The sequence below is a fragment of the Vibrio atypicus genome (assembly GCF_009811315.1).
GTDB lineage: Bacteria > Pseudomonadota > Gammaproteobacteria > Enterobacterales > Vibrionaceae > Vibrio > Vibrio atypicus.
This window is the reverse complement of record NZ_BLID01000001.1, coordinates 151,450-168,101: the sequence shown is the minus strand read 5'-3', so window position 1 is coordinate 168,101 and position 16,652 is coordinate 151,450. Positions and strand designations below refer to the sequence as shown.

17 protein-coding genes are annotated in these 16,652 nt (G+C 43.8%); 4 read left to right on the top strand and 13 right to left on the bottom strand.

Annotated features, from left to right (window positions below; translation table 11 throughout):
• Positions 1-74: 74 nt before the first annotated feature.
• The 8 genes from GVO60_RS00740 to norR form a co-directional block, all read right to left on the bottom strand.
• Entirely contained in the window at positions 75-965 is an 891-nt protein-coding gene (locus GVO60_RS00740; RefSeq protein ID WP_159650603.1) for a DMT family transporter, read from the bottom strand.
• Positions 966-1,077: 112 nt separating this feature from the next.
• Entirely contained in the window at positions 1,078-1,998 is a 921-nt protein-coding gene (locus GVO60_RS00735) for a DMT family transporter (protein WP_159650601.1), read from the bottom strand.
• A gap of 172 nt (positions 1,999-2,170) precedes the next feature.
• Positions 2,171-3,523, bottom strand: a complete 1,353-nt coding sequence (locus GVO60_RS00730; RefSeq protein WP_159650599.1) for an MATE family efflux transporter — start codon at positions 3,521-3,523, stop codon at positions 2,171-2,173.
• A gap of 62 nt (positions 3,524-3,585) precedes the next feature.
• Positions 3,586-5,508 carry a monovalent cation:proton antiporter-2 (CPA2) family protein gene (locus tag GVO60_RS00725; RefSeq protein ID WP_159650597.1) on the bottom strand — a complete coding sequence of 641 codons (1,923 nt, stop codon included), beginning with the start codon at positions 5,506-5,508 and terminating at the stop codon, positions 3,586-3,588.
• Positions 5,505-6,125 carry an NAD(P)H-dependent oxidoreductase gene (locus GVO60_RS00720; protein WP_159650596.1) on the bottom strand — a complete coding sequence of 207 codons (621 nt, stop codon included), beginning with the start codon at positions 6,123-6,125 and terminating at the stop codon, positions 5,505-5,507. Before GVO60_RS00720 ends, GVO60_RS00725 begins: the two co-directional genes overlap by 4 nt.
• Positions 6,126-6,262: 137 nt before the next feature.
• Positions 6,263-6,859 carry an HAD family hydrolase gene (locus GVO60_RS00715; protein ID WP_159650595.1) on the bottom strand — a complete coding sequence of 199 codons (597 nt, stop codon included), beginning with the start codon at positions 6,857-6,859 and terminating at the stop codon, positions 6,263-6,265.
• A 28-nt stretch (positions 6,860-6,887) separates the two neighbouring features.
• Positions 6,888-7,247 (bottom strand): glutaredoxin family protein, encoded by a 360-nt coding sequence (locus GVO60_RS00710; RefSeq protein WP_159650594.1) that lies wholly within the window; start codon positions 7,245-7,247, stop codon positions 6,888-6,890.
• A gap of 114 nt (positions 7,248-7,361) precedes the next feature.
• Positions 7,362-8,951 carry a nitric oxide reductase transcriptional regulator NorR gene (gene norR, locus GVO60_RS00705; RefSeq protein WP_159650593.1) on the bottom strand — a complete coding sequence of 530 codons (1,590 nt, stop codon included), beginning with the start codon at positions 8,949-8,951 and terminating at the stop codon, positions 7,362-7,364.
• Positions 8,952-9,191: 240 nt separating this feature from the next.
• Here norR and hmpA point away from each other — a divergent pair, with 240 nt between their 5' ends.
• Positions 9,192-10,364: an NO-inducible flavohemoprotein gene (hmpA, locus tag GVO60_RS00700; RefSeq protein ID WP_159650592.1), complete on the top strand. Its 1,173-nt coding sequence runs from the start codon at positions 9,192-9,194 to the stop codon at positions 10,362-10,364.
• Positions 10,365-10,458: 94 nt separating this feature from the next.
• Here the strand turns inward: hmpA and GVO60_RS00695 are convergent, their stop codons facing one another.
• The 3 genes from GVO60_RS00695 to GVO60_RS00685 are packed head-to-tail and all read right to left on the bottom strand — an operon-like array spanning position 10,459 to position 11,805.
• Positions 10,459-11,007 (bottom strand): hypothetical protein, encoded by a 549-nt coding sequence (locus GVO60_RS00695; RefSeq protein WP_159650591.1) that lies wholly within the window; start codon positions 11,005-11,007, stop codon positions 10,459-10,461.
• Positions 11,000-11,539, bottom strand: a complete 540-nt coding sequence (locus GVO60_RS00690; protein ID WP_159650590.1) for a YaeQ family protein — start codon at positions 11,537-11,539, stop codon at positions 11,000-11,002. Before GVO60_RS00690 ends, GVO60_RS00695 begins: the two co-directional genes overlap by 8 nt.
• A 56-nt stretch (positions 11,540-11,595) precedes the next feature.
• Entirely contained in the window at positions 11,596-11,805 is a 210-nt protein-coding gene (locus tag GVO60_RS00685; protein ID WP_159650589.1) for a cold-shock protein, read from the bottom strand.
• A gap of 375 nt (positions 11,806-12,180) precedes the next feature.
• Between GVO60_RS00685 and arfA the strand changes: the two genes are divergently transcribed.
• Positions 12,181-12,393 (top strand): ribosome alternative rescue factor ArfA, encoded by a 213-nt coding sequence (gene arfA / locus GVO60_RS00680; protein WP_159650588.1) that lies wholly within the window; start codon positions 12,181-12,183, stop codon positions 12,391-12,393.
• Positions 12,394-12,443: 50 nt separating this feature from the next.
• Here arfA and GVO60_RS00675 read toward each other — a convergent pair whose 3' ends face one another.
• Entirely contained in the window at positions 12,444-13,607 is a 1,164-nt protein-coding gene (locus tag GVO60_RS00675) for a threonine/serine exporter family protein (protein WP_159650587.1), read from the bottom strand.
• Positions 13,608-14,076: 469 nt separating this feature from the next.
• Between GVO60_RS00675 and GVO60_RS00670 the strand changes: the two genes are divergently transcribed.
• Both GVO60_RS00670 and GVO60_RS00665 read left to right on the top strand, forming a co-directional pair.
• Positions 14,077-14,439, top strand: a complete 363-nt coding sequence (locus GVO60_RS00670; RefSeq protein WP_159650586.1) for an NADH:ubiquinone oxidoreductase — start codon at positions 14,077-14,079, stop codon at positions 14,437-14,439.
• 197 nt (positions 14,440-14,636) lie between these two features.
• Entirely contained in the window at positions 14,637-15,794 is a 1,158-nt protein-coding gene (locus tag GVO60_RS00665; RefSeq protein WP_159650585.1) for a D-alanyl-D-alanine carboxypeptidase family protein, read from the top strand.
• Between the two features lie 52 nt (positions 15,795-15,846).
• Here GVO60_RS00665 and GVO60_RS00660 read toward each other — a convergent pair whose 3' ends face one another.
• Positions 15,847-16,452: a porin family protein gene (locus GVO60_RS00660; protein WP_159650584.1), complete on the bottom strand. Its 606-nt coding sequence runs from the start codon at positions 16,450-16,452 to the stop codon at positions 15,847-15,849.
• Positions 16,453-16,652 lie beyond the last annotated feature (200 nt).

Here is a 16,652-nt window from a genome sequence, read left to right as displayed (position 1 = left end):
TTCTTATAGTATTGGTTGTCGCAAATCGATTTTCGAGCTGCTTCTTACCCTAATAGAAAGGTGCTAGAGCAATTTTATTTCAGCTTACGTGATTTTTTTGTTTCCCATTGAGTGATGAACGCAACAGAGACAATAATGATCGCCGCACCTAACCAAAGTCGACCAGGTGGCACCCAACCAAACACCATCCATCCAGCTAGGACGTTTAACGGTAGTTTTGCGTGGTCAAAAGGTTGAACGAAAGAGGCATCGGCAGCTGAGTACGCTTTAACAATAGCCCACTGTGCTAAGGCTGTCATTGCACCTGCAGCCAATAGAACGAGCCATATATCGCCCCCAGTTGGAACCTGCCAATCAGGTAGAGCCAACAGAATATTGAACGGGGTAATCAGTACCAGTAAGTAAACCACCATGGTGGACGGAGAGTCATCAGAAGAAAGCTTTTTCACCATCAGCGAGTAACATGCCCAGAAGAAAGCAGCGCCTACAGGGAGCAATGATGCCCAATTAAAATCATCAGCCCAAGGCTCTAAGATGATCATGGCACCGATAAATCCCGTTAAGGTTGCAATCCAGCGCGCTGGCCCGACTTTTTCTTTTAAGAAGAGACCTGAACCAATGGTGGCAAATAGAGGCGAGGTCATAAGCAGTGCGATACCTTGCCAAATTGGTACAGGGTAGGCGAGTGCCCAAAGCCACAATTGAATACCAATTACTGATAGGAATACGCGGAAAATGTGCATGCCTAAGTGATCGGTTTTTAATGAGCGGCGAATCCCAAGTGTTTTTAAATAAGGAAGAATGACAACCAAAGCGATGGCATATTGAATCAATGCCACCGTCGTGGATGCTAAACCAAAGTTAATGCTCGCGACTTGCGCCAAACTGTTAACAATAGCGAAAGCCAGACCTGCTGTTAGCATCCAGCTTGCGCCTTGAATTGGGTGATGGGCTCTAGTACTCATATTTTTTATTAGATAGAAATCGTAGGCTGAATCATACGTGTTTATCAATCAGCCGTCATCCATCTATCTCGTTGTTGATGTTCTAAAAATTTGAGTGCAAACCTTGTGTCTATCAGGGTTTATTTCGATTCATGGTGTAAACCGAAAATACCACTAGCGTCATACCAAGGGCATGCCATAGCGTGAAGACTTCGTCTAAGATGATAACCGCTGATATTGCCGTGATCGCTGGGCCTATATTACTTGTCAGGCTTAGCTGAGTCGGAGAGAGTCTCGCCATTGCCGCTGCGATCAAATACGACGGGACAACGGTACAGAAAATCCCCAGCACAACCCCGATGCCAATGAGCTCATTGCTCCAGCTAGTGAGCTCTGTTTTACTCATCACTAAATGGATAACGATCGCGACCCCAGCGCTTCCCATACCGATGCTAGTAAACAGTGAGCTACCTAAGTGAGAAATTAAAGGTTTACTCCACACTAAGTAGAAAGCGAAAACCAGCGCTGAACCAATAGCAAGCGCACTACCAGTGACAACGGACTCACCTAGCGTTTGAAAGTCGTGAGCGAAGATGAGCGCAATACCTGCGTAACCAATCAGCGCAGAGACAATGATTTGCTTACTCGGAACTTGTCGGTAAAAAGCCCAGCTGATGAGCACAACGAAGGTTGGAAAAAGGAAAATCAACAAGCGTTCCAACTGTGCGGAAATAAACGCCAGTGAAGCAATATCTAGGTAGCTAGCGCAGTAATAGCCCAAAATGCCGATGGCAACGGCTTTGAGTCCGTGTTGCTTTACTTTGCTTCGGTTGTGCTGTTGCAGACATAAGTAGCAGAAAGTCAGAACGTATAGAGGTAAAGAGCTGAACGCTCTCAGTGCCATGATGGAAGTCGCATCGCCACCATATTGGTAGGCAATCTTAATTAATACCGGTTTGATGGAAAAGAGCAAACAACCCGCTAAGGCCAACATTATCCCGACTTGTGTCGCGCGAGAGATGGGAGAGGGGATGGATTGTGTCTCGTCTGTCATAGTTCTCGTATCCTTGATTTTTTTAGAGGCTACGAGAGGGGAGTTGCACTGGCTACGTTTCTCTCGTAGCCAGGCACAAATTTATCTACCGGCTACAGGCATGTAAGAGAAGAAGCCAAAGGTTGATAAATCTAGTACGCATGAGTTCATATCCAGTTGATGAATTTTTAGCCTATCGACTCTTAACCTGAGTTGCAACCAATTTATTTTCTATTTGATTCAAAGCTTTTTGATACATCAGCCAAGCAGATATTCCTGCTAAGATATTACCGACAAATGCCCCCCAGAATAGACCTTGAATACCGCCCATCTGAGCACCAATCCATAAGCAAGGTAGAAAGAAAGCAAACAGCCTAAGTGCTGAGATAGTCAGTGCTGTATAAGACTTTCCAAGTGCATTGGCGATAGAGACCATCAACATACAAATGCCAAGTGGCCCAAGGCTTAAAGGTACAATTAGTAAGTGCCAATTGAGGATTTGGGTGACTTGCACATCACTTGTCATTAAGTGGGCGAGTTGGTTGGCTAATCCCCAAGTGATGAGAGCAATGAGAAGTTGGAAGCCTAAAACGTATTGAGCGGCTATTTTTACTAGCTTCCGAATATCATCCAACTTATTGGCACCCAGTAGTCGACCAACCATAGGTGGCATTGACATCGTTAGGGCTAACACAGAAACAATGGCAAAGAATTCGTAACGAGAACCCAGTGCCCAAGCGGCAACCGCGGCTGTACCAAACCCTGCGAGAAGCTTGGTTGCTAACATTGAGGAAAGCGGTGGCAACAGTTGGCTGATCATGGCTGGTCCCATGATATTGGCGATGGAGCGAACACTTTTAGCAACATCTAAATCATCCCAGTTAAAGCACATCCATTGCTTGCGAGCGACTTTAGGCGCAATCACAAAGATACCAATACCAAATGAAATTATGGTAGCGATAGCAGCGCCGTTAATACTAAGATCAAAGGTAAAGATGAAAAGGGGATCGAGCGCAAGGTTGATCAAGCTGGTCGCCATCATCAAGGTTCCCGGCAGCATGGTGTTGCCATTGGCGCGGCAGACACTATAAAAGAAGTAGAGCACCGCACCTGTCCAAGCACTGATTAGCCAGTAAATCCAGTAGCTGTCGATGATGGGGAAAACCGTTTCGGGTGCACTTAGTAGCGATAAAAGAGGCACACGTCCAAGATAAAGGAAAAGAGAAATCAGGGCGACGCCGATACTGCCCATAGAGACAATCAATCCTCCTAACTGTTGGGCATAACGGGTTTGATTGGCGCCAAGTGCTTTGGAAATCACCGCTGTTGTCGCGATACCTAGACCAACTTGAATACCGATAATTACCATTTGAATTGGCAACGTGAAGCCTTGCGCCGCCAGTGGAAGCACGCCTAGTTGGCCGATGAAAGCACTGTCGACTAGCTGAAAGCTCATGAGAGACAATACGCCAAATAACATTGGCCATGTCATATTGAATAATTGCTTGCCTAATGAAGGCGATGTTGTCGATGTTTTTGTCGTCATAATTTAGTTTTATATTGAGAATAAAACCGAGGCGGCTGCCTCGGTTTATTGAATGAAGATACTCAGCTTTGTTCGTCGAGGTTATCCGCATAGCCTTTTGGTGGCGGTGTCCAACCACGCTCGCCGCCAGCATGCCTATCGGAACGATCGGTTTTCATCTCAACCTTAATTTGTTCTTCTAAGTGCATGAAGAGCTTACGATAATTATTATCAAAACGTTCACCTTCAGAATCATCTTCCCAAGCTTTGTAGAGCTTATCCGATTTGCGGTCTTCGACGCGTTGATAAGCGGCTTTTTGCTGTTCAACAAAAAACGGGTGGTGACCTAAAGAACGCATCGCCTGTGCGCCAAGTTCAAGAGCGGAATGATAAGTTTCCGATTCAACGATATCCGCGCCCGCTTGCGTTAGAAGGTATCCGTGGCCACGGTCGAAAGCGCGAGCAAGGATGGTGACATGCGGGTAGGTATGTTTGACATACTTGGTTAACTCGACGCTGCTTTCTCGATTATCAATGGCAATAACGATCATCTTAGCCTCTTCGATGCCTGCGGTATGAAGTAGCTCTGGACGCGTTGCATCACCAAAGTAGGCTTTAGTGTTGATCTGACGAACCATGTCTACTTGATCTGCTTGGTGATCTAAGACAACGGTTTTAATGCCATTCGAGACCAATAGACGATTAATAATCTGACCAAATCGGCCGATACCAGCAATGATAACGCTGCCTTGTTCTTCAATTTCATCTGCCACTCTATCGTTTGATTGATTTTCATAGCGCGGCAAAATTACCTTATCGAAAAAGATGAAGAGTCCAGGTGTCAAGAACATTGAGAGCGCGACAACCAATGAGAGTGTTTGCGCTGTTTCTACGGGAATAACGTGGTTTTGGACTGTAAAGCTCAGCAAGACAAAACCAAATTCACCCGCTTGAGCCAAACTCAAGGTAAACAACCAGCGATTACTGTTTTTAATTCGGAAAATGAGCGCTAATAAGAATAACACCGCGGCTTTGAGTAACATGACTCCAAGTGTTAGGCCGACAATAATGAAAAACTGGTTAAACAGAATGGCGAAGTTAATGCCCGCGCCAACCGTGATGAAAAACAGCCCTAGCAATAACCCTTTGAATGGGTCGATATTCGATTCAAGTTCGTGACGAAATTCACTGTTAGCAAGAACAACACCGGCTAAGAATGCCCCTAGAGCCGGAGACAAGCCAATGAGACTCATCAACGCTGCGATACCAACAACGAGCATTAGTGCCGTTGCGGTAAAGATTTCGCGCAGGCCGGAGCTTGCCACGAAGCGAAACAGCGGGCGGCTTAAGTAATGGCCACCAACTACCAATCCGGCAATGGAAATCACAATTACCATCGCATAGCCCCAGCCAGGTAAGTCAGCGACTAGGCTTAGTTCTTCATGATGTTCTGCGGCAGTCGTGACGGCACTTTGGGCCTTTTCAACCAATTCAGGCAAAGCCAGCAAAGGAATGAATGCCAACATTGGAATAACGGCAATGTCTTGGAATAGCAGAACAGAAAAGGCGTTCTGCCCGCCTTCCGTTTTACTGAGTCCTTTTTCGTTGAAGGTCTGCAGCACGATGGCTGTCGATGATAGAGCAAAGATAAGGCCAATCGCCAGCGCGATTGTCCAAGGCTGATTGAAGTAGAGTGCGATTGTCATGATGATTGCTGCGGTACCGGCAACCTGTAAACCACCGAGGCCCAACAGTCGATTGCGCATAGACCAGAGCATTTTTGGTTCAAGTTCTAAGCCGACGAGGAACAGCATCATCACAACACCAAATTCGGCAAAGTGTTGGATGGTTGTGGTTTCTTCACCGACTAAGCCAATAATCGGCCCAATTACCACGCCCGCAATCAGGTAGCCTAAAACTGACCCTAAACCGAGCCTTTTCGCAATCGGAACCGCAATCACAGCAGCAACTAAGTAGATGAATGCCTGAAGAAAATATCCTGTCATGATTGCTCTCCCGTTACGATGTCACCGAGAGACTGCTCTAGTTTCTCAACTTGTTGGGCTTTTTTATAATCAATTCTGTCTTCGACGAGCGCGGTAAGAAGTTGCTTCCAAGCTTTGACATGCACATCTTTTCGCCCTTCCTCTTTGGCTGTTCGAGCTCCAAATAAGGTGAAAGGGGCCAAATATTCCATACCTGTCAGTGACGCCATTTGTTCTAGTGGATGAAGCAGTTCACGCACCGTGTAATGGTTATAACCTTCACTTTGATAAGCGTCTTCTTTCCCCCCTGCAGTTAGGGCGCAAAGGAACTTTTTACCGTGTAACTCGGTACCTTCTGAGCCATATGCAAAGCCGTATTCCAACACTAAGTCTTGCCACTCTTTTAAAATAGATGGGGTGGAATACCAATAGAGTGGAAATTGGAATATGACGACGTCATGTTCTCTGAGACGTTGTTGTTCTCTGTCGATATTAATATTGTAAGTCGGGTAGTCATGATAGAGATCGACGGCCGTTACCCCTTCGATATTTCTACACGCATTGAACAGTGGTTGATTCACTTCTGAGCGTCGTGGAGATGGGTGAGCGTAAAGAATGAGAACTTTCTTTTTGGCCATGGTTGACTCGCCTTTTATTTGTTTTATTTATAGAGGGTATTTTTGCATAAGGGTATTTCATTCGCCATTGGTTACTTTTCAGCAAGTTAAGAAACAGTTTCAAAAATATTTTGATAATAATGGCTGAATTAATGTGCTTAAAACACTTCTATGATGTCGTCCAAATAATCGACGACCAAAGAAGCATGCTGGCTATACTGAGGTTTCGTGCCATGTGTCACCAAGCATGAGGGCATCTTGGCATTATAGGCAGCTTGAAGATCATAAAGGTAATCTCCCACATAAAGGATTTGTTCTGCTTTTAAAGACCACTCTGTTGCGAGAGCGAGTAGTGAATCTGGTGCAGGCTTTGGCGGGAAATGCTCTCGACTAATAATTCGAGAAATATCGAGTTGATTCTGCGCGACTTTCTGTTTTGCTGCTTGCTCACAGTTACGAGTGATAATCGCTGTGTGCATCGATTGTTTTTGAATAAAGCTGAGGAGTGCTTGGCAACCCGGCATTGGGTGAGAATGCTGCGCATCATCAAGCTCATGCTGCAAAATCATCTGATGAGCTTTTGCCGTATGGATTGGACAATCGAGTTCTTCGATATAAGAAAGCAAATCCAAATCCAGTGGACAACCGATTTGCTCTCTCAGTCGCTTAAAGTCCATATTGGAACTGACCAAGGTGTTGTCTAGGTCGAATACAATTGCTTTGATTGAAGACGAATCAAGTTGAACTGCGGACATAATACCTACCTTGGTGAGTTAAACAGTGTTAAGCGAATTCCTTCTCCAAGTAAGTGACGATGTCTGAAGACTCGTACATCCACTCTACTTGACCATCTTTTTCTATGCGTAAGCATGGTACTTTAATACGACCGCCACCGGCTTCTAGTTCTGCACGATGTTGTTGGTCGTTTTTTGCGTCACGTAACTCGATATTAACCGATTGACGTTTCATTGCACGACGAACTTTGACACAAAATGGGCACGCTTCAAATTGATATAGCGCCATGCTTTGTGCTTTTTCATCTGCGCTTGTTTGAGCTTCTTGAGAGCGCTTTACTCCTTTTGGAGAAAACACAAAATTGAGCAATAGAATGACGCGGCCTAAGAACCAACGGATAAACTTCATAACATTCCTTTCATAATAGCTGAGTGACTTTATAGTATTGAGCGGGTAAAAGGTTCCCCTTGTCCCGCTCTTATGCCGCTATTGTAACTAACTTGTAACCTACTGTGTACTTACTTAGTTAACTTGTATTTTATGTTGCTTGGTGACAGTAATGCCTAATCGTTTGGCAAGGCGTGTTAGGTTCGCTCGATCTGTTTTTAGCTCTCGTGCCGCTTTAGCCCAGTTAAAGTCTGAATCAGAGAGCACGCTTGTTATGATGAGGCGTTGGTATTCGTCGGTTGACTCTCTCAGCCCTTTTGACCAATCCAAGGACTGGTTACGATTTGAGTGTTTTAGTGGGTTATGAGTCGTTAATTCTTGGTTAGAGCTCAACGCGCCAATGTCATCAATAGAGACTTTAATTAGTGAACCATTATTACCACGAGCCCTTGCTTTTAATGCCGCGCGATTGATGACATGTTCAAGCTCGCGCACATTGCCAGGCCAATTGTATTTGCTGAGTGCTAAGCGGGCTTCTTTGCCCAGTTTGATTTGCACAATACCGAGCTTTCTGCGCGCTTGTTCTAGGAAGTAGCCCGCAAGTAGGATGATGTCACCATTGCGTTCTCTAAGCGCGGGTACTTGAATTGGGTAAACGCTTAGTCGGTGATACAGGTCTGAGCGGAATCGACCTTCTGATACCTCTTGTTGCAAATCTCGGTTGGTAGCTGCAAGCACTCGTACGTCAATGGTCTCGACTTTGTCTTGGCCTACCGGTTGAATCTCATTGTTTTGAAGGGCTCGCAAAATTTTACTTTGTGCGGCTAAAGGCAGCTCTCCTATTTCATCTAAGAAGAGCGTTCCGCCATCGGCCAAAGCAAATTTACCTAAGCGTGACTTTTCTGCTCCCGTAAATGCGCCTTTTACGTGGCCGAACAGTTCACTCTCAACTAAGTTTTCAGGAATTGCCGCGCAGTTTACGTAGACCAGTGGTTGTTTTCTGCGAGGTGAAAGATGGTGCAAGCTTCGAGCAACCAATTCTTTACCCACGCCTGTCTCACCATGAATCAAGATATTGAAGTTAGAAGGAGCAACAACTTCAATATCACTTTTCAATAATTGCATCGAGTCACTGGAACCGATGATTTCACCGCCGTCTCGTTCCCAAGCCTCTTCATTAAGCTCTTCAAAGCGTTGTTGCGTTTGTTTTGCTTGTTGTTCAAGTTGGCTTACCGTTAGGGCCACTTTAAGGGTAGAGGCAACAATCGCAGAAAGGGCTTCTAAGCTTCGACTTGGGATTTCATCAAATAAGTTTGGGGTAAGGCTATCGAGAGTCAATATACCTAAAAGCTTGTCTGCATAAATGAGCGGTAGCCCCATGCAAGCGTGCATAGGAAGATCGCCTTCGTAATCAAGTAGTAGGTTGTCAAATGGATCGGGTAGGTCACTGTCATTATCAAAGCGAACCGCTGTTTTTGAGTTGCAGATCATTTGAAAGCGAGGGTGTTCATCGACTTTAAATCGTCGACCTAAGGTATCTCTGGTTAACCCTTGCATCGCGAGAGGAACCAGTAGATCGCCTTGAAGTGAAAGCAGAGCAACACAGTCACATTGGATTGCTTTGCGGATCGCATCCAGCAGCTTGTTAAATCTTTCGCTATCATTATCACCAGCAGCAAGGCCAATGGTCATATCAATTAGTGTGGAAACGGAAATGTCTTTCATATTGGGCCAAGTATTTGTTTTTCATGTGTTTATTATCTAAACACATGAAGTGAGTTCTCTTGCTATTGTAGTGTCATTTTGACTGCTTTAAAAGGTGTCAAAATGACATTTTAATGAGAGTTTTTGCCCAGAAAACCAAGCAATTATAGGAAACCAGCATGTTGGCATTGTTTGTGCTGTTACTTGTCTTATAAAAATTACGAAACAACACAATAATAATCAGTCTACTGAGGAGAACTCATGCTTAACAATCAACATATCGAAGTGGTAAAAAGTACTATTCCGCTACTAGAAAGCGCAGGTCCTGCATTAACGCAGCACTTTTACCAACGTATGTTTTCGCACAATCCAGAATTGAAAGACATTTTCAATATGACGCACCAGAAAACCGGTCGTCAGGGTGTTGCGCTTTTTGAAGCCATTGCAGCTTATGCAAAAAACATAGAGAACCTTGCAGCGCTAACTTCTGCGGTTGAGCGTATTGCACACAAACATACAAGCTTTAACATTCAAGCCGAGCACTACCAAATTGTAGGCCACCATTTGATTGAGACGCTTCGTGAACTGGCACCGGATGCGTTTACATCAGAAGTGGAAGAAGCTTGGACAGCGGCTTACCTATTCTTGGCGCAGATCTTTATTGATCGAGAAGCGGCATTATACGAAGAGCGTGGTCAAGCAAACGGTGGTTGGAAAGGCGCTCGCGAATTTAAAGTCGTTGAGAAGAAGGCAGAATCAGAGTTTGTGACAAGCTTTGTTCTCGCTCCAGTTGATGGTGACGCTGTCATTGACTACCAACCGGGGCAGTACATTGGTATTGAAGTCCAACCAAAAGGTAGCGAAAACATTGAGATTCGCCAGTATTCTCTTTCTCACAAACCAAACGGTGAAAGCTACAGAATCTCGGTTAAGCGTGAAGTGGGCGAGCACCTAGGTTTAGTTTCAAATCATATGCATGATGAAGTTGAATGTGGCGATGTGGTTCGCCTTTATCCGCCTGCGGGAGATTTCTTTTATCAAGAGAAACAAAAACCGGTCGTACTGATTTCAGCAGGCGTTGGTGCGACGCCAATGCAGTCGATGCTGCATACATTGGCTAGTACTAACAAGCCGGAAGTGAGTTATTTGTACGCATGCAACGATGCGAATCAGCATACATTTAAGCAAGAAACAGCGGCACTGGTGAGCAATCAAGAGTGGAAACAATACGCTTGGTATCTGGATGAAGTGGCTGACTTTAGTGGCCAGATGGATCTCTCTTTGGTTTCAGAAGAGTTGCCAATGTCAGAAGCTGATTTCTATATGTGTGGCCCAGTGGCGTTCATGGAAGGCATGGTTAAACAGCTTGAGCAACAAGGTGTGCAGCGAGAGCGTATTCACTACGAAGTATTTGGTCCTCATACGTATCTCTAATCAATGAGTCGAATCCGGTAATAATAAAGGCTTCCTAATTGTGGAAGCCTTTTGTTTTCTTGTTAGTAAGTCACAGGGCACAAAAACTAATGAATTAAGAGCTTTGAAAAAGTGATTTAATCCAAGCCAAAACAGGGTTAGTTGTTCGGACTATAATGGAGTGCTCATCGCCTTTGTAAAAACTCTCGACCAAGGAGACTCTCAATACTTGGATATCTTGCCCTGTTAGCGTTGAAATCACTTTTGCTGTTTGTTCAGCGTGATCATTGGCTAAGCTAAAATCCATTTTCATGTAGCCTTGCAAATAAAGCCATAGGTGAGTGATAAACAGTAATTTAGACAGCGTGTTATTCTCGAAGCGCTGCGCATTTTGCTGACCTAAATTGTCACTTAGCGCTTTTTGCATGGCTTCAAGTGATTCTTTTTGTTGCTCAAGAGCCGTTTGAGCATTGATATGAGCTTTGGTCAGTAGGCCTAACAAATGGTAGGTTGCCGCTGTCTCTGGTTTGTTCTGAGAAACTCGTTCAAAGAGTGCATTGTGTTCTTCACAAAATGCACCCCATTGCGCTTGACCATCAAAAACAAACGCGGATAACAGCGAATCCGCTTTTATCTCTTTTAACGCGGAATCTAAGTTATTCATTCGAATAAAGAGATTCTAATTGGATTTCAAATGAGCCTTGTGAACAGTCAACAAACAAGCTGTCACCTGTAATCATCACGGAAAGGTCCATACCTCGCTCAACTACTTCGGACAAAGCTTCAAGTTCAGACCAATTGAAACGGTAGATATTGGCATTGTATTGATATGCTTTGTTTTTGGTTTGCTCCCACCACACATCTGCTTTGCTGTTGAAGCAAAAGACGTCAACCAAGGGAGATAGGCGAGTCGCTTTTTTGATACGATCTAAAGAAGGTTCTCCGACTTCCACCCAATACTGGATTTGATCATCGAGAGATTTGATCCAAAGATCGGGCTCTTCAATGGTTGATAGGCCTTTGGTGAAGGTCAATTCGGGTTGATATTTTACGCAATAGGCAAGAATCCGAGCCATCATACGAGGGATCGTTTCTGAAGGGTGCTGCGCAATTGTTAGTTGTGCAGAGTCGTAAATATCACGGTTTGTATCAGAAAGAGAGATTCTGAATTTGTAGATAGTAGGTTTTAGTGCCATAAAAATAAAAATAGCCAGCAAGTTTGCTGGCTATTGTAATCCTTAAAGGGTTGTTATTAAACCGCTTTGATGTGTTCAGCTTGTGGGCCTTTTTGACCTTGAGTAATTACGAACTCAACTTGCTGACCTTCAGCAAGAGTACGGAAACCGTCACCTTCGATTGCTGAGAAGTGTGCGAAAACGTCTGGACCGTTTTCTTGTTTGATAAAGCCAAAACCTTTAGTTTCGTTGAACCATTTAACTGTACCAGTAACAGTGTTAGACATGTTGTATATCCTTGATAAATCTTGCAAAAGCCATGACGGCACCGATAGCGTGGAAAAGGAGATTGCTATTGCGCACGACGTTACGGCGGACATACATAAATCCAACGAAACGGTGGAGTAAACAAGAACCGTTTTCTAGCTGAATTTTAGTGTAAAGCGTAGTGCAACTAAGTCAATACAAAACCAGAGGAATAGTCCCTAAGCACACGGTTTTTCATTGAAAGTTTGCGCTGTGTAAAAGTTATTCAACGATACGCTTTTGATTATTATTAGTGTAATATTCGTTCGATCTGCTTGTTGAGTGAACTGTCGATACATAAGAAGTTGTTCAGTCAGCATGAAGTAGAATCTTGGAAAATTTAAAAGAGGTAGATTATGGCTAAGAAACACCCTAATCAGGGAAGCCAAATAGGGTCACTCCAATCAAATTTGGATGTAGGTAGAGGTGAGGTCAAAGAGAATGCTTTGAAAGCCATCGTCACCAGTGAGTTGTTTAAGTTAAGAGTTGAAAAAGCGAAAAAAGGTAAAGGGAGCTTCTCTCGTAAAATGAAGCACAAGGGTAAAGAGCCCTATTCAAACGCTGCTTAAATAGCGATGTTTGAATAGGGCTCTTTGCTTATTAAAACTAATAGACTTGATTAACGTTCGATCTTTGGTGAATAAATCGAATACGCGGTCACTTGTCCCGCCACAATAGCAGAGAACATGAACAGTGCAGATAAGCCAATGCTTGGGATTGGTAATATGGATTGTTCAAATACAGACTGGCTTGCACTAACTAATACCCGGCTACCTGGTACCAAGATAATAATGCCTTGGACAATATAGATAGAGCCCGTTAAATCCATTTTCTTTGCCACCCATGTACCGTACAGAGTAATCAACACGGTCGTTACCCAAGTGCCGACAACCCAACCACTTTCAAAGCCTAAATAGAATGGACCCCACATTCCTAGAATCGCGACAGGTAGACCAAGCAAAATATCGGTCGGCCTCGCGTTAAAAATCACCCCAAGAGATGTAGAAATTAGGAACAAGCCGCATATGTGTAACCAAGTAGGGATTTCATTGGTATAGCTTAGCGGCTCTGCTTGCCCCCATATGGACTCACCGATGTTGAGCCCCATTACAATGCCGACAAAGAGCTTTATCAAAGAGAGCGCACTCTGACCAAGTAAGCTTGTGCCTGAAACGAGATCGTTAAACGCCAAACATTCTAGTGAGTTGGCGATAGAAAGTCCTGGAACAAATAGAACGATTGATGCGATACAAAGCGCCCACACTGGGATTTCAGCGCCGGTGCTAGCAAAAAAAGCGACGAAGATACCGGTGAGTAGGGCGGCAATAAACTCAGCGGCGATTGAGCGTCGTGCGCGGCAGACTTGTTGGGTCATCCAAACGATAAACCCCAAGAAGATTGAGATATAAACCGCATCTAAAGTTGAGCCGACCAGCATCAAATAAGCGGGCGGGATGCCCATGTTAGCCATTGCAATGACCCATTTAGGGTACCCAGTAGGTTCCGGAACAGGATCTTCACTCGGTTGATTGATGCGAATAATGGTATTGGCTAGCAGACTGAGGTTAATAGATGCTGGCTGGTGGCGTTTCATAACTACAGCGTTGTTATCGTCTGGAAACTGATAATTGACCGTTGTAGGTGTCGCTTGAATCATGACGTCAACGCCATGTTTTCGCGCATAGAACTGAGTGTATTTCTCTAACTTGTAAGGGGCACAGCCACATCGGTGCAGGGTATCACCGATCTCTACAATTTTTTTGATTCTGTACTCGGAAGGCATGGTATGTAGTACGTAATAATTTGTGACGCAAAGGTAACAGAGGGTAAGTTGTGGTTCGAGTTAATAAGCAGTGAACAGTGGGTAAGCTCACACATTATTTTTGCCTATGTGGGTTACCTTGTTCGATATTTGGAAACTTAGTTTACATATTGCTCAATAGGGTCGATGTATGGTTACGACCTTAGTCACTGCTCGCAAAAATAGAACATTTCTAATTATTTCAAATGTTATCTAGCTGTAACATCAATAAGGTTTACTTTTGTGAAAAACGTGCGGTTCACTGATAGATGGGGATCCTTTGAAATTAAACCCTTAACAACTTCCTTACATATCATAACTCCCTTCATTTTGTATAAAAAAGATACAATTTTAGGGCTTGATCTTTTGGTTAGAATGACGAAAATATGTGCAAAATGAGTTTGCAAAAATGAAAGGAAGCTTTTTACACTTTTGAAAAGCGAGGCGTATTATGAAGTTGTTTATACTGTTCATCATTTCTATCACCGCGGGTGTGGCATCTGCAGAGCACCTTCATTCATTTTTACTAGGCCTTTACATTGCATCAGCTGCTGTTGGAGCATGTTACTGGTTTGCATTTAGAAGTACGCGTTTTCCTCAACTGGCTTTAGTTTTGTTACTTTGTGGTTTTTTCGCCAAAATTGCAGTGACAGTAGTCGGTGTGAGTTGGGGCATTAGTAATGAATTGATTACTTCGCCACTGATTTTCTCACTTTCTTATTTGTTCTTCTTGTTTGTGGCTACTTATGTTTGGTTTGTGATTAAAGATCGATTAATCAGTAAGCAGACTAAACAGAAACAGCAATTGGCTTAAACTAAGCCAAGCTCATAGAATGACGAAGCCAACGCAACATGCGTTGGCTTTTTTAATGTCTAAATTGGTTCAATTTCTCAATATTTGCGATAAATCTCGTTTAAAAGTAACGATTGATTACAAAGCCGCTGAAAGGTGTGCTCGGTTGTTTATACTCAGATACGTTCCCAATTCAATTAAGGCTATTGAGCGTTCTTATGAGAAAACTGTTTTTCGCTTCCACTTTATTGTCAGCCCTTTCTTTTAGCGTTGTTGCTGCCCCGACTATTGTTCCTGACCCACCAGTGATTGGAGCCAATGGTTATATTCTTCTGGACTTTCACACAGGGGCCGTTCTGGTAGAGAAAAACGCGGACCAAACGCTTAACCCTGCAAGTTTAACTAAGTTAATGACTGCTTATGTAGCAGGACAAGAAGTGTCGAGTGGTAATATCTCTCTTGATGATCAAGTGACGATTAGCGAACGCGCCTGGGCGAAAAACTTCCCTGATTCATCAAAAATGTTTATCGAAGTGGGGACGCAAGTGTCATTGCAGGATCTCTACCGAGGTTTGGTGATTCAATCTGGAAATGACGCGAGCGTGGCGATTGCTGAGCATGTCGCAGGTAGTGAAGCGGCATTTGTTAGCTTAATGAATAGCTGGGCTTCAAAGCTAGAGCTAAAAAATACGTCATTTTCTAACCCACATGGTTTAGATAGCGATGAGCTTTACTCTACGCCTCGTGATATCGCGAAGCTAAGCCAAGCGATTATTCGTGATTTACCGCAAATCTACCCACTTTATAGTGAGCGCGCGTTTACCTATAACGGCATCACACAATACAATCGTAACGGGCTTCTTCGTGACCGAAGTTTAGATGTGGACGGAATGAAAACCGGCTACACCAGTGGTGCTGGGTATAGCTTAGCTACATCGGCGACTAATGGTGATATGCGTTTGATCAGTGTTGTCATGGGCTCCAGTAGTGCAAAAAGCCGAGAGTCAGAAAGCAAGCAGCTGCTGAGCTACGGTTTTCGCTTCTTTGATACCATTTCACCGACTCAAGCAGGTGAAACACTCAGTGAAGTTAAGGTGTGGATGGGACAGAAAGATGCTTTAAATGTTGGCGTTAACGTTGATAGCTTTTTGACTCTTAGCAAAGGCGATAGCGCTAAATTGGTTGCTGAGATTGAAACCAATGGTGAACTGACTGCGCCGATATCAAAAGGCGAGAAAGTGGGTAACGTTATTTATACTGTTGAAGGTAAAGAAGTAGCCCGTGCCGATTTAGTCGCTCTCGAAAGTGTCGAACAAGGAAGCATGTTCAAGCGATTCATGGATTGGATCAAACGAACTATCTCAAGTTGGTTTTAGCTAAATTGATTGTTGAAAAAGCGAGTAGGGAATGCTACTCGCTTTTTTGTTTTTAGAACTTGTAAGTTGAGCCGATGTAGAAAGAACCTACAAATTGGCTGTAATCTTCAAAGCCGCTGTCCATTACATAGAAGTCTGCTTCATACCCTGCGCGGATAGCAAAACCATTGAATGCCGCCGGAGCGTACTCTACGCCCAGACCAGAGCGTACTGTGCCGCCATTGTCATCGAATTTCCAACCTTGAGCCGCGCCTGACCCCGTTTCTTTGTAGTTGATTGAACCAAGGCCGACAGTCGCGAATGGACGCAAGCCGTTATCAAATGTGTAACCTAGATTCGCGGCAACGGTAAAACTGCTATGTTCTAGCTTTCCTAGTGTTGTGCCAGACACCTTAACGTCAGTATCACCGTAATTAGTGTACTGTGCTTCGATACCAACGATACGGTTGATCTGGTAACCAGCGATAAGTTTTACTGAAGTCCCTTTCGAATCGGTTGATAGGTGACCCTGGCCACCAAGGTCGTAGTTTGCATCGCTAACTAGGCCTCCATCTTCAAAATTGGTGCTACCCAGACCTGCACCAAGGTAGAAGCCGTCAAAGTCTTGAGCTGATGCAAAGCTAGAAAAAAGTGCAGTTAAAAGAAGTAGCTTTTTCATTGGTAATAATCTCATTTGTTTAGTGAGCGATAGATTTTAGATGGCGGATTCTATGGGGTTCTGGTGTCAGCGGATAAATCAAAATCAAACAAAATACACATTTATATCTGTCTTAATAGTGAGAACTCATTTTATGTTTTTTTAAACTCTCAATTAAAGTTATTGTTTTAAAAGAATATATTTTTCTAAATCCTTAGTTT

What these genes read in the sequence shown, in the direction of transcription:
- GVO60_RS00695 (WP_159650591.1), bottom strand. Translation starts at nt 11,007, where the DNA reads ATGAATAACTTAGATTCCGCGTTAAAAGAGATAAAAGCGGATTCGCTG.
- GVO60_RS00720 (WP_159650596.1), bottom strand. Translation starts at nt 6,125, where the DNA reads ATGGCCAAAAAGAAAGTTCTCATTCTTTACGCTCACCCATCTCCACGA.
- arfA (WP_159650588.1), top strand. Translation starts at nt 12,181, where the DNA reads ATGGCTAAGAAACACCCTAATCAGGGAAGCCAAATAGGGTCACTCCAA.
- GVO60_RS00710 (WP_159650594.1), bottom strand. Translation starts at nt 7,247, where the DNA reads ATGAAGTTTATCCGTTGGTTCTTAGGCCGCGTCATTCTATTGCTCAAT.
- GVO60_RS00715 (WP_159650595.1), bottom strand. Translation starts at nt 6,859, where the DNA reads ATGTCCGCAGTTCAACTTGATTCGTCTTCAATCAAAGCAATTGTATTC.
- GVO60_RS00665 (WP_159650585.1), top strand. Translation starts at nt 14,637, where the DNA reads ATGAGAAAACTGTTTTTCGCTTCCACTTTATTGTCAGCCCTTTCTTTT.
- GVO60_RS00735 (WP_159650601.1), bottom strand. Translation starts at nt 1,998, where the DNA reads ATGACAGACGAGACACAATCCATCCCCTCTCCCATCTCTCGCGCGACA.
- GVO60_RS00740 (WP_159650603.1), bottom strand. Translation starts at nt 965, where the DNA reads ATGAGTACTAGAGCCCATCACCCAATTCAAGGCGCAAGCTGGATGCTA.
- GVO60_RS00670 (WP_159650586.1), top strand. Translation starts at nt 14,077, where the DNA reads ATGAAGTTGTTTATACTGTTCATCATTTCTATCACCGCGGGTGTGGCA.
- GVO60_RS00690 (WP_159650590.1), bottom strand. Translation starts at nt 11,539, where the DNA reads ATGGCACTAAAACCTACTATCTACAAATTCAGAATCTCTCTTTCTGAT.
- GVO60_RS00725 (WP_159650597.1), bottom strand. Translation starts at nt 5,508, where the DNA reads ATGACAGGATATTTTCTTCAGGCATTCATCTACTTAGTTGCTGCTGTG.
- hmpA (WP_159650592.1), top strand. Translation starts at nt 9,192, where the DNA reads ATGCTTAACAATCAACATATCGAAGTGGTAAAAAGTACTATTCCGCTA.
- GVO60_RS00685 (WP_159650589.1), bottom strand. Translation starts at nt 11,805, where the DNA reads ATGTCTAACACTGTTACTGGTACAGTTAAATGGTTCAACGAAACTAAA.
- GVO60_RS00660 (WP_159650584.1), bottom strand. Translation starts at nt 16,452, where the DNA reads ATGAAAAAGCTACTTCTTTTAACTGCACTTTTTTCTAGCTTTGCATCA.
- GVO60_RS00675 (WP_159650587.1), bottom strand. Translation starts at nt 13,607, where the DNA reads ATGCCTTCCGAGTACAGAATCAAAAAAATTGTAGAGATCGGTGATACC.
- GVO60_RS00730 (WP_159650599.1), bottom strand. Translation starts at nt 3,523, where the DNA reads ATGACGACAAAAACATCGACAACATCGCCTTCATTAGGCAAGCAATTA.
- norR (WP_159650593.1), bottom strand. Translation starts at nt 8,951, where the DNA reads ATGAAAGACATTTCCGTTTCCACACTAATTGATATGACCATTGGCCTT.